11 protein-coding genes are annotated in these 12549 nt (G+C 63.3%); 3 read left to right on the top strand and 8 right to left on the bottom strand.

Annotated elements, in window-relative coordinates:
- Positions 1–115: 115 nt before the first annotated feature.
- The 8 genes from AC07SU_RS13435 to AC07SU_RS13400 form a co-directional block, all read right to left on the bottom strand.
- Positions 116–1291, bottom strand: a complete 1176-nt coding sequence (locus AC07SU_RS13435) for an ABC transporter substrate-binding protein (protein WP_176994913.1) — start codon at positions 1289–1291, stop codon at positions 116–118.
- A complete protein-coding gene (locus tag AC07SU_RS13430) occupies positions 1288–2262 on the bottom strand; it encodes a CobW family GTP-binding protein (RefSeq protein ID WP_494997285.1) in 975 nt (324 codons plus the stop codon). Before AC07SU_RS13430 ends, AC07SU_RS13435 begins: the two co-directional genes overlap by 4 nt.
- Positions 2263–2357: 95 nt before the next feature.
- Positions 2358–2666: a hypothetical protein gene (locus AC07SU_RS13425; protein ID WP_494997284.1), complete on the bottom strand. Its 309-nt coding sequence runs from the start codon at positions 2664–2666 to the stop codon at positions 2358–2360.
- 13 nt (positions 2667–2679) lie between these two features.
- Positions 2680–3429 carry an SDR family NAD(P)-dependent oxidoreductase gene (locus AC07SU_RS13420; protein ID WP_494997283.1) on the bottom strand — a complete coding sequence of 250 codons (750 nt, stop codon included), beginning with the start codon at positions 3427–3429 and terminating at the stop codon, positions 2680–2682.
- Positions 3430–3510: 81 nt separating this feature from the next.
- The gene (locus tag AC07SU_RS13415) at positions 3511–4272 is read right to left on the bottom strand and encodes an SDR family NAD(P)-dependent oxidoreductase (protein ID WP_494997282.1); all 762 of its coding nucleotides are present in this window, start codon (positions 4270–4272) and stop codon (positions 3511–3513) included.
- A 10-nt stretch (positions 4273–4282) separates the two neighbouring features.
- Entirely contained in the window at positions 4283–5623 is a 1341-nt protein-coding gene (locus tag AC07SU_RS13410; protein ID WP_494997281.1) for an MFS transporter, read from the bottom strand.
- A gap of 145 nt (positions 5624–5768) precedes the next feature.
- Positions 5769–6647: a polysaccharide deacetylase family protein gene (locus tag AC07SU_RS13405; RefSeq protein ID WP_010212857.1), complete on the bottom strand. Its 879-nt coding sequence runs from the start codon at positions 6645–6647 to the stop codon at positions 5769–5771.
- A gap of 11 nt (positions 6648–6658) precedes the next feature.
- The gene (locus tag AC07SU_RS13400; RefSeq protein WP_494997280.1) at positions 6659–7990 is read right to left on the bottom strand and encodes an amidase; all 1332 of its coding nucleotides are present in this window, start codon (positions 7988–7990) and stop codon (positions 6659–6661) included.
- Positions 7991–8327: 337 nt separating this feature from the next.
- On the opposite strand from AC07SU_RS13400, the gene AC07SU_RS13395 reads away from it, so the two are divergent.
- The 3 genes from AC07SU_RS13395 (at position 8328) to AC07SU_RS13385 (ending at position 12548) form a co-directional block, all read left to right on the top strand.
- Positions 8328–9317 carry a GntR family transcriptional regulator gene (locus AC07SU_RS13395; RefSeq protein WP_176994920.1) on the top strand — a complete coding sequence of 330 codons (990 nt, stop codon included), beginning with the start codon at positions 8328–8330 and terminating at the stop codon, positions 9315–9317.
- Positions 9318–9537: 220 nt separating this feature from the next.
- Positions 9538–11958 carry an endopeptidase La gene (gene lon, locus AC07SU_RS13390; RefSeq protein ID WP_178922947.1) on the top strand — a complete coding sequence of 807 codons (2421 nt, stop codon included), beginning with the start codon at positions 9538–9540 and terminating at the stop codon, positions 11956–11958.
- Between the two features lie 200 nt (positions 11959–12158).
- Complete coding sequence (locus AC07SU_RS13385; protein WP_494997279.1) at positions 12159–12548, top strand: protease inhibitor I42 family protein; 390 nt, start codon at positions 12159–12161, stop codon at positions 12546–12548.
- Position 12549: the final 1 nt, after the last annotated feature.

Here is a 12549-nt window from a genome sequence, read left to right as displayed (position 1 = left end):
GGCACCGAGTGTTGGGGCGAAGGCCTTTTGCTTACTTTTGGGCCTTTCCAAAAGTGAGCCGCTGTAAGAGCGGAACCATAAGTAGCCGTTACCTAAATAACGGATATGTACTCAATCAAAAACAGCGCGCCCGCATAAAATCCCCCCACCGCCGCACCAGGTAGTTGTGCTCATCCATCACCGAATTCCACACCGCAATATGCCCCATGCGCTGCTCATAAGAACCCCCATCACGCACGTCGCCAATGTCGATCAACGGCAATCCATCGCTACCCAACAACTCCTCCCGCGCAGGCAATCCGGCATACCAGTAATCCCACTCGGCACTGCTGAGGTGGTCACGACTGCGCGCCGGGTTACCGATGTAATACCCCTGGCGCGCCATCACCGCACCCGGCCAACCCGACAGCCACCAATTGAGGTAGGCATACGCCGCATCCAACACCGCCCCCTGCGCATGGCGTGACAACGACAACCCGCCGAACCACGCGCGATAACCTTCACGCGGCACCGCCAAGCGATACTTCACCCCCGCGCGATGCAGGCGCATCAGAGTCGGCGACCACAGGCTCTGAATATCGATGGTCGGGCTGAGCATCAATTGCGCCGCCTCTTCGTCATCCGACCAGAACGCCGCAAAGTGCCCTTCCCTCTGCTTGCGCACCAGTATGTCGGCGAGCACGTCGATCTCTTCGATGCTCATGTTGCCGATGTCCTTGAACTGCGCCAGCCCCGCACCCTGCACCGCCAACGCGGCGTCCAGGGCACCGATGGCCGCGTCGCTTTGCAATGCGGTACGCGCGCTCCAGGCCGGGTCCAGTAACCACCCCCAACTTTCGTTGCCATGGCAAAAACCCTCGGGCAAGCGCTCGGGGCGGTAGGCGAAACTGTCGGCGTTGTGGGTCAGGGGCAGCATGCTGATGCGCTCGGTCACGGTACTGCCGAGGCTGCCGTCGTGCTGCACGAACAGGCGCTCGCTCGGCACGCTGCCACTGCCCAGGCGATCATCGGCCGACAGCCGCCCGCGCTTGGGCAGGTCGTTGATCTCATGCCACAGCGCGATACGCCGCGTGTCGATCGGCTGGATCGCCCGCGCCGGCCACACGAAGTCGACGTTGTGAAACCACTGATCGTAAAGGTCGTAGCTGTCGGGTTGCATCACCGCGATACGCTGGGCCTGTTCCACATCGTGCACCTGATACACCAGGCGAATGCCCAGGTCTTGTTCGGCCCGCACGCGCAGGCATTCGAGCAGGGTCACCGAGGTGCCGAGGACGCGTAAGGTGATCATGCTGCAAACCGCCGCGAGAACACGTCGAAGGAGCGGCGCAACAGCGCCGGGTCCAGGCCGCGCAGGATAAACACCAGGCGCGACTGGCGGTCGCTGCCCGGCCACGCGGGCAGGTGGACCGGGGCATGCAGGCAGTGCTGCACGCCATGAATGACGATGGGGGCCGAGCTTGCGTTCACGTTGAGCAGTCCTTTGACGCGAAGGATTCGTTCGCCATGGCATCTTAACAGCATCGACAGCCACACCCCGAAGCCGACCCAGTCCAGTGGCTGATCGAAGGTCAGACAGCACACTTGCGCTGCGCCGTGGGTGGCAGTGGTGGGTTGATGCAGTTGCCAGCGGCCAACCTCGACGGCCGGCTCGGCGCCTCGCAAGCCTTCGCCGAGCAGCAGTTGATCGCCGCTGTGGATAGCGTGGGTATCGAGGATCGGCGTACCCGCGTTGAGTGCCTGCAGATGCGCACGCAACGGGGCGCAGTCGCCGGCCACATCAGTCTTGCTCAGCAACAGGCGATCGGCGGCGGCGACCTGGGCCAGCCATTCCGGGTGCAGACGCTCTTGCAAGGTGGCGTGGCTGGCGTCGACCAGGGTGATCACCAGGCCGATGTGGAAACGCCCGCGCAATTGCACATCGTTGTTCAAGGTGGCAAGGATCGGCGCCGGGTCGGCCAGGCCGGTGGTCTCCAGGATCACCCGCTTGAACGCCGGGATTTCACCGCGCTCACGGCGCTGCAACAGGCCGAGCAGTGCGTCTTTCAACTCGCCACGGATCGAACAGCACACGCAGCCGCTGGGCAGCAGCACAGTGTCCGGCGCCACCTCTTCCACCAGCAGGTGATCGATGCCGACGTCGCCGAATTCGTTGATCAGCAGCGCGGTGTCGCCCAGGCTCTCGCCTTGCAGCAGGCGCTTGAGCAAGGTGGTCTTGCCGCTGCCGAGGAAACCGGTGATTACATTCAAAGCAATGCTCATATTCCAACCTCATGACGCGTCCCCTTGTAGGAGCCCGGCTTGCCGGCGATGGCGATCTTGAAGGCGCCATCGCCGGCAAGCCGGACTCCTACAGGTCAGGGTGTTTCAGCAAGCACGTTTAGATGATCGAGCAATTTGGGATCAAGGGGATCCAGCGGCCGGCCAAGCATGGTCTCGGCGGCCTGCCAGAGTTGATCCAAACCGCTGGCCAATGCCTGTTTGCCGGTGGCACCCAACAACAGGTAGGAGGCGCCCTGGAAGTCCTCGACCTTGAGCCGGAACACCGCCAGCACTTGGTTGATCGCCGCGATCCGGCGCAGGCGCTCGCGGCGCCTTGGCAGTTCATCGCCCAGGGGGTCGCTCCAGTGCAGGTCTTCGCCGAGCAATCCGCAGAGTCCGCACATGGCTACACCTCGTTCATGGCATGACATCGCCGGAGTTCGGGCCCAGGGTCTGGCCGACGAACAGGTTGCCGCCCGGTTCACTGGCGAGCAGCACGGCGGTGGGCGCCACTTCATCCGCCAGACCGAAGCGGCCCAGGGGCAGTTCCTTGGCCTTGGCGCCTTTCCAGTCGTCGCTGATCCCGCCCACCAGCGGCGTTTCAATCGGGCCAGGGGCGATGGCATTGACCAGCACGTTGTCCTTGGCCACTTCCAGGGCCAGGGATTTGGTGAAGCCAATCACGCCCGCCTTGGCCGCCGCGTAATGGGTAAGTTCGGCACCGCCCTTGATGCCCAGTTGCGACGCCACGTTGATGATGCGTCCCCAGCGCTGCGCCAGCATGTGCGGCAAGGCGCGCTGGCTGGCGACGAACACGCTGGTGAGGTCGACGCGCAGCATGTCGTTCCACATCTCGATGGTCAGGTCGACACAGCGCGCCTGGGTGAGCATGCCGGCGTTGTTGACCAGGATGTCGATGCCACCGAAGTGTTCGACGCAGCGGTCCACACTGGCCTGGGCGCCTTCGACGGTGCCGACGTCCGCCAGGCACTCGACCACCTCGGCGCCGAGGTTACGGCAGGTGATCGCGGTTTCGGCGAGGCTCGCGGCATTGCGGTCGGCCAGCAGCAGGCGTGCGCCTTCGGCGGCGTAGGCACGGGCGATGGCGGCACCGATGCCGCTGCCGGCGCCGGTGATCACCGCGCGGCGGTTAATCAGTTGGTTCATACAAAAATCTCCTCAGACAAAACACCGATCCATTGTGGGAGCTGGCTTGCCTGCTCCCACATTTGGATCTATGTACATCCGTTAGTCCGGCCAGCGCACGGTAAGGCCGCCGTCGATGATGATGCTTTGGCCCGTGAGGTAGCTCGACGCTTCACTGGTCAAGAACTGCACCAGCGACGCCACTTCATCCGCCCGCCCGACCCGGCCCAGGGGAATCGCCCGCGCAGCCTTGGCCAGCCCTTCCGGCCCCAGCGAGTTCTGCGCATCCAGCGACTGCGGCGTCTCGATCAACCCGGGAATCACCGCGTTGCAGCGAATCCCCAGCGGCGCCAACTCCACCGCCAGCGAACGGCACAACCCCGGCACACCGGCCTTGGCCGCCGCGTAGTGGCTGTGCTCCTGCCAGCCGTACACGCCGCCGGCAATCGACGAGATCGCCACCAGCGCGCCGCCCTCACGCATATGCCGCGTCGCCGCGCGGAAGGTGCGCATCACCCCCGTCAGGTCGACATTGAGCATCTCGTCCCACAGCGCGTCGCTCATTTCCAGCAGCGGCGCGCGGCGCAGCAGGCCGGCGTTGGCCACCGCGTAATCCAGGCGGCCGAAATGCTGCACGGCCTGCTCGGCCAGCGCATCCACCGAGTCGCTGTTGCCCACGTCCAGCGGCAGCATCAGGCACTCGCCGCCCGCCTCTTCCACCAGACCCACGGTGGTGTGCGGGTCGTGAGGGTCGGCCGGGTAATACCCGCCGACCACCGCCACGCCATTGCGCGCATACGCCACGGCGAGGGCTTGGCCAATGCCGCTGGCGGCACCGGTAATCAAGGCAACTTTACGGCTCATCATTCACTCCTTACTGAACGGTTTCCGGACGCACATGGCGGGCGGCAAACATCAAGGCGCCGGACAAGAAGCACGGCAGTGCACCGAACCACAACGCGGCGGTCTGCCAGTCGCTGCCGGCCGACAGCACCTGGGTGGCGCCAAAGCCTGCGACCACCGCGCCGATCGGGCCCATGGCATGGATGATCGCGCCACCGGTGGCGCGGATGCTGGTGGGGAAACTTTCACTGATGAAGAACAGCGCCGCCGAGTACGGGCCGATCAGGAAGAACAGGCCCAGGCTATACAGCCCGACCACCATCGCCATGTTGCTCGGGCCGAACAGCATGCCGGCGAACGACAGCCCGCCGAGCATCCAGCCCAGGCCGATCACGTTGCGACGGCCGATCTTGTCGCCCATCCAGCCGTGGCTGAGGTAACCGCAGTACCCCACCAGGTTCGACAGCACGAGGATGATCAGCGAGTTCTCGAACGAGATGTGGTGCACGCTGACGATCACCGAGGTGCCCAGCACGCTGAACACCTGGATCGCCGCCCAGTTGAGCAGCAGCGCTGCGCCGATCACCAGCGTGGCGCGACGGGCCGGGCCACGGAACGCAGCCTTGAGGCCGGCCTTGCTGTGTTCGTCGTAGTCGACGCCGTAGGTCACGGCAACGTTTTGCGCTTCTTTCACCGCACCGTTTTTACGCAGCTCGCTGATGCGCTGGTGGATCTGAAACTGCGGGCTCTCCTTGAGCTTGCGCGCCATGATCGCAATCACGATGGCCGGGATTGCAGCGAAGATGAAGCAGCCTTGCCAACCGATGATCGGCAGCAACAGCGCAGTCAAGCCGGCAGCGATCAACGCGCCCACCGGCCAGCCACCCTGCACCAGGCTGTAGATAAAGCCACGGCGCTTGGTCAGGCGCGGGTCTTCCGAGGCGCCATACAACTCACTCAAATACGTGGCGTTGACGGTTTCCTCGGCATAACCCAGGCCACCCAACGAACGGATCAGAATCAGCGGTGACTTGCCCCACGCGCCGCCAATTGCCGTCAACGCCGAACACAGCGCGGAACCGGCCACGGTGAAGATGATGCCTTTGCGCCGGCCCAATTTATCCACGACCGGGCCAATGGCAAAGGCGACCACCGCCGTGCCCACGGCGACCCAGGTCGCGATTTGCGCTTGCTCCACTTCACCCCAGCCAAAGTGGCGGCCGATCTCCGGCAGCAGGGTGCCAAACAGGATGAAGTCATACACCGCAAACACCCAGGCGAAGAACGCGATCCAGGTCGCGAAGCGCACTTCCTGGGACGTCAGTTGCCGGGGTTTCCAGCCGGTCAGGTCAAGCTTGTTGTAGATGGACATGGGTTGCGCCTCAGGGGTGGAAGCATGGGGGTCATTTACGCAGCCCACCCGTAGGAGCCGGCTTGCCGGCGATGGCGCCCTTGAAATTCACGCAGGTCTCAAGGGCCTCATCGCCGGCAAGCCGGCTCCTACAAGGTGGGCGACATCAGGTACGGGGTTGGCGGCGGATAAAGTCGTCGGCGATTTCGTCGAAGGTGACGAAGCGCACGCCGGCATGGCTCTGGATGTGTTCGATCAGTCGCTCCAGCATCAGCAGCACTTGCGGGCGGCCGGACACGTCCGGGTGAATGGTCATGGTGAACACCGCGTGTTCATGCTCGCGGTAAACCCAGTCGAACTGGTCGCGCCACATTTCTTCGAGGTGACGCGGGTTGACGAAGCCGTGACTGTTGGGGGCTTTCTTGATGAACATCATTGGCGGCAGGTCATCGAGGTACCAGTTGGCCGGGATCTCCACCAGGTCGGTTTCTTCGCCACGCACCAGGGGTTTCATCCAGGTGTCGGGGTGCTGGCTGTAGTCGATCTTGGTCCAGCTGTCGCCCTTGCGCACGTAGTAGGGATGGAAGTCGTTGTGCATCAGGCTGTGGTCGTACTTGATGCCTTTTTTCAGCAGCAGCTCGTTGGTGACCTTGCTGAATTCCCACCACGGCGCCACGTAACCGGTGGGGCGTTTACCGGTGACCTGGGTGATCAGCTCGATGGATTTATCCAGGACGATCTCTTCCTGTTCGGCCGTCATGGCGATGGGGTTTTCGTGGCTGTAGCCATGCACACCAATTTCGTGGCCGGCGTCGGCCACGGCCTTCATCTGCTCGGGGAAGGTTTCCATCGAGTGGCCGGGGATAAACCAGGTGGTGCGCAGGCCGTAGCGTTCGAACAATTTGAGCAGGCGTGGCGCGCCGACTTCACCGGCGAACAGGCCGCGGGAGATGTCGTCCGGCGAGTCTTCGCCGCCGTAGGAACCGAGCCAGCCGGCGACGGCGTCAACGTCGACGCCGAATGCACAGAGAATGTCTTTAGCCATGGTGTGTCTCCTTAAACGTTGAGTACGGATTCGACGGACAACGCAGCGCGCAACAGGCGAGCGTCCTCCCCCGTCGGGGCACTGAGCAGCAGCCCGGTGGGCAGGCCCCCGGCATCGCGGCCGCTGGGCAGGGTCACGCCGGGCATGTCGAGCAAACTGCCCGGCATGGTCAGGCGCAGGGTGGCGAGGTTGGTGGTGACAAAGAGGTCGTCGTCGGCTTCCAGCGGCGCCAGGGGCGGCGCCACGTGGGCGACGGTTGGGGTGATGAGCACGGCGCCGTCGAGGTCATCGACCAGTTGTTGCTGCAGGCGCTGGCGTGCGTCCATCAGGTGCAGCAGTTGGCTGGCGGGCAGCGCGCGCGCCGCTTCGAGGCGACGGCGCACGCGAGGGTCAAGCTGCTCGGCGTCGGCGCTGTCGAGCAAGGCTTCATGCAGGGCAAAGGCTTCGAAGGAACCCAGCCAGCCTTGGCTTTTGATCAACGCCAGGGTGGCCTGGAAGGTGGCCGATGGGCGCACTTCTACCAGGGCGCCGTGGGCTCGCAATTGATCAATGGCACGCAGCAGGTTGTTGCGCACGGCCGGCTCGATGTCTTCCAGGGCGCCTTGTTCAAGCACAAAACGCTGGCCCTTGAGGCTGCGCGCGCTGTGGGTGTGCACACGGCCGTGAAGCAGGTCGTCGATGGCCAAGGCATCGCGCACGCTACGGGTCAGCGGGCCGAGGCTGTCGAGGGTGTGGGCCAGGGGAAACACGCCGTCGCGGCTGTAGCGTCGACTGCTGCTGCGATAACCGACCAGGCCATTGAGCGCGGCGGGGATGCGGATCGAGCCTGCGGTGTCGGTGCCCATGGCGATGGGTACGATCCCGGCCGCCACGGCCACCGCCGATCCCGAGGAAGAGCCACCGGGAATACGCGGTTGGTCGCTCCCGTGGGGATTGTGTGGCGTGCCGAAATGCGGGTTCAGGCCCAGGCCGGAATACGCCAGTTCACTGAGGTTGGTCTTGCCCACGCTGACCATCCCGGCGCGGCACAACAGGCCCACCATGGGCGCATCCAGCAAGGCCTGGGGCGCATGCCGACGGTAGGCGGCGCCGGCCGTGGTGACGCTGCCGGCCATGTCGAACAAATCTTTCCAGGCCAGCGGCACACCGTCGAGCACACTTAACGGCTGGCCGGCACGCCAGCGGGCGGCGGCGGCCTCGGCTTCACGGCGGGCGCGCTCGGCGGTCAGGGAAATAAACACGCCTGGGCAGCGGCTCGCTTGATCGAGCGCCTGTTCGAGGGCCTGCACCGGGTCGCTGCGACCGCTGGCAAAAGCCTCGGCCATGGAAGTGGCGTCTGACATCAAGATGACCCTCACAAAACGTACATATTAATAAAATGTACATTTTACAAAGGCAGCTTTCGTGCCAGTCTCTGTTGAGTAGTTTTTGCGCAGCGCTGGTTTTTCACCCATAGCTACGGGATAGAAGGCTTCAGGCCAGGCAAAAAAATCTTGCCTGTACGCCGCGAAGCGCTCTCAATGAAATAATGTATCTTTTATTAATAAGTACATTTTAGTGCAGAAAAGTAACATCCCGCTCGGCAAGGCCCCAAATAGGTGCCACTGACGTGGCGCAGAGTGACAGGCACGACTTATGAGAGAATCCCCGGCCACCGTCCTACATGCCCCAGAGAAACCGATGAAAGCAGTGTCCACCTCGGCCTCCCGTTACGCGATGATTCACCAGGTTCTGCGTGACGCGATCGTCAATGGCACTGCCCGCCACGGACTGGTGTTGCTGGAAGCGCCCCTGGCCGAGCTGTTCGGCACCAGCCGCGTGCCGGTGCGCAGGGCCCTGGATTTGCTGCATGACGAAGGCCTGATCTGCCGTTTCAATGGCCGGGGTTACCTGATCAACCCAGAAGGCCTGGCCATGGAGCCGCTGCGCCTGCCGTTGAGCCATGCCCACCTGGGCCTGGATGGCGAGCAGGACTTGGTGGACACACGACCGCTGGGCGAGCGCATCGTCGAGGAGATCGGCGCGGCGCTGTCCACCTGCATCGCCTTCGGGCATTACCGCCTGGATGAGCAAGCCGCCGCCGATCATTACGGGGTCAGCCGCGCCGTGGTGCGTGAGGCGTTGATGCGTTTGCGTGATCGTGGCCTGGTGGAGAAAGAGCCCTACTCCCAATGGCTGGCCGGGCCGTTGACCGCGCGGGAAGTCACCGAAGACTACGAACTGCGCGCCTGCCTGGAACCCGAAGCCCTGCGCCAGAGCGCCCCAAACCTCGAGCGCGAACTGCTCGAAGCCATGTTGCAGCGCGTGCTCGACGCCCAGGACAGCCCCCACTGCAGCCTGGAAGCCATCGAGCAGATCGAAGAAGACCTGCACCAACGCTGCCTGGCCGGCTTGCAAAACCGCAAGATTGCCGCGTTGATCCGCCAGGGCCAGAGCCCGATGATCATCAGCCGGATTTTCTACCGTTTGCTGGGGATCGGCGCCGATCCGGCGATGTTGGCCGAACATCGCTTGATTCTGGAGTTGCTGCTGCATGGGGCATTTGATGCGGCGGCGTTGAACCTGCGTGAGCATTTGCAGCGGGCCAGGCAGCGGATGTTGCAGCGGTTGAAGGTGTTGTCGGTGTTGCCCGAGCAGCCGCTCCCCAGCTACCTGCACAAAATCAGCTGACCCCACACCGTTGCCAATGTGGGAGCTGGCTTGCCTGCGATAGCGGTTCACCCGTTACATCCTCAGCAACTGACACAACGCAATCGCAGGCAAGCCAGCTCCCACAGGGGCCGCGGTGCGTTGGTCAATATCATGCAATTTGTTGCTAACTGTTCAACGCCATTGAAACCACCGCTGCGCCGCCCCATCTAACCTCCATACTTCCTTATGCAGGTGCCCCATGAGCGACCAGCAAGCCTTCCCTGATTACGACCTGAACGACTACGCCGACCCCGAAAACGCTGAAACCCCTTCGTCGAACACCGGCCTGGCGCTGCCTGGGCAGAACCTGCCCGACAAGGTCTACATCATCCCGATCCACAATCGCCCGTTCTTCCCCGCGCAAGTGCTGCCGGTGATCGTCAATGAAGAACCCTGGGCCGAAACCCTGGAGCTGGTGAGCAAGTCCGACCACCACTCCCTGGCCCTGTTCTTCATGGAGACGCCGCCAGAAGACCCGCGCCATTTCGACACCTCCGCCCTGCCGCTGTACGGCACGCTGGTGAAGGTGCATCACGCCAGCCGCGAGAACGGCAAGCTGCAATTCGTCGCCCAGGGCCTGACCCGGGTGCGCATCAAGACCTGGCTCAAGCACCACCGCCCGCCGTACCTGGTGGAAGTCGAATACCCGCACCAGCCCTCCGAGCCGACCGATGAGGTCAAGGCCTACGGCATGGCGCTGATCAATGCGATCAAGGAACTGCTGCCCCTCAACCCGCTGTACAGCGAAGAATTGAAGAATTACCTCAACCGCTTCAGCCCCAACGACCCGTCGCCGCTCACCGACTTCGCCGCCGCGCTGACCTCGGCCACCGGTAACGAGTTGCAGGAAGTGCTGGACTGCGTGCCCATGCTCAAGCGCATGGAAAAAGTGCTGCCGATGCTGCGCAAGGAAGTCGAGGTTGCGCGCCTGCAAAAGGAAATCTCCGCCGAGGTGAACCGCAAGATCGGCGAACACCAGCGCGAGTTCTTCCTCAAGGAACAGCTCAAGGTCATCCAGCAGGAGCTGGGCCTGACCAAGGACGACCGCAGCGCAGACGTCGAGCAGTTCGAGCAGCGCCTGGTGGGCAAAGTCCTGCCGACCCAGGCGCAAAAGCGCATCAGCGAAGAGATGAACAAGCTGTCGATCCTGGAGACGGGTTCGCCGGAATACGCCGTGACGCGCAACTACCTGGACTGGGCCACCTCGGTGCCGTGGGGCGTGTATGGCGAGGACAAGCTCGACCTGAAACACGCGCGCAAGGTGCTGGATAAACACCACGCGGGCCTGGACGACATCAAGAGTCGCATCCTCGAATTCCTCGCGGTGGGCGCCTACAAAGGCGAGGTTGCCGGTTCCATCGTGCTGCTGGTCGGCCCGCCCGGTGTGGGCAAAACCAGCGTGGGCAAGTCCATCGCCGAATCCCTGGGGCGGCCGTTTTATCGCTTCAGTGTCGGAGGCATGCGCGACGAGGCCGAGATCAAGGGCCATCGCCGCACCTACATCGGCGCCCTGCCGGGCAAGCTGGTGCAGGCGCTGAAAGATGTGGAAGTGATGAACCCGGTGATCATGCTCGACGAGATCGACAAGATGGGCCAGAGCTTTCAGGGCGACCCGGCGTCGGCACTGCTGGAAACCCTGGACCCGGAGCAGAACGTCGAATTCCTCGACCACTACCTGGACCTGCGCCTGGACCTGTCCAAGGTGCTGTTCGTGTGCACCGCCAACACCCTGGACTCCATCCCCGGCCCGTTGCTGGACCGTATGGAAGTGATTCGCCTGTCGGGCTATATCACTGAAGAAAAAGTCGCCATCGCCAAGCGTCACCTGTGGCCAAAACAGCTGGAAAAAGCCGGTGTGGCAAAGAACAGCCTGACCATCAGCGACGGCGCCCTGCGCGCATTGATCGACGGTTATGCGCGGGAAGCCGGGGTGCGCCAGCTGGAGAAACAGCTGGGCAAGCTGGTGCGCAAGGCGGTGGTCAAGTTGCTGGATGAGCCGGACTCGGTGATCAAGATCGGCAACAAGGACCTGGAAAGCTCACTGGGCATGCCGGTGTTCCGCAATGAGCAGGTCTTGTCTGGCACCGGCGTGATCACCGGGCTGGCCTGGACCAGCATGGGCGGCGCCACCCTGCCGATCGAGGCCACGCGCATTCACACACTCAACCGGGGCTTCAAGCTCACCGGGCAATTGGGTGAAGTGATGAAGGAGTCCGCCGAGATTGCCTACAGCTACATCAGCTCGAACCTGAAGTCGTTTGGCGGTGATCCGAAGTTCTTCGACGAAGCCTTTGTGCACCTGCACGTGCCGGAAGGCGCCACGCCCAAAGACGGCCCGAGCGCGGGCGTGACCATGGCCAGTGCGCTGCTGTCGCTGGCGCGCAACCAGCCGCCGAAAAAAGGCGTGGCCATGACCGGTGAGCTGACATTGACCGGGCATGTGCTGCCGATTGGCGGGGTGCGTGAGAAGGTGATTGCGGCGCGGCGTCAGAAGATTCATGAGCTGATCTTGCCGGAGCCGAACCGTGGCAGCTTTGAAGAATTGCCGGAGTACCTGAAGGAAGGCATGACGGTGCACTTTGCCAAGCGGTTTGCGGATGTGGCGAAGGTGCTGTTCTGATAGTTATGTAATGCCTGGTCTGGCCTCATCGCGGGCAAGCCCGGCTCCCACAGGGATCGATGTTGTTGATGACAAATCGGTCAAATGTGGGAGCGGGCTTGCCCGCGATGGCGTTCGTCGCCACAACACAAATCCCTCTTGTCACACCTTGTCTCATCTTCGGTTATGCTCGCCGTTCGTCGTGAATGAACGGAGCCCCCATGACCGCTGCCCGCCTGCTTCTCCCCCTGAGCCTTGCCCTGCTGGCTGCGTGCGCCAGTGCGCCGAAACAAAACGTCACAGTGGAAGGCCAGAGCGCCTGCCCCTTGCAGCTTAAAAACGGGCAAAACCTGATCCTCACCCTGCCCAGCAACCCCACCACCGGCTACCGCTGGGCCATCCAGGATTCCGCCGGCGGCGTGCTGCGCGCCCTGAGCCCCGAGGTCTACAGCAGCTCGGAATCCGGCGTGGTCGGCGGTGGCGGGCAATCCACCTGGCGCTTCCAGGCGTTTGCCACCGGCCAGGGCCGTTTGCGCCTGACCTCCCAACAACCTTGGGAGCCGGAAGCAGAACCCGCCGAAACCTTTGACTGCGCCATCACGGTGAACTGAT

The organism is Pseudomonas sp. GW821-FHT05H12, assembly GCF_059419385.1.
This window is presented reverse-complemented; position numbering and strand designations above follow the sequence as displayed.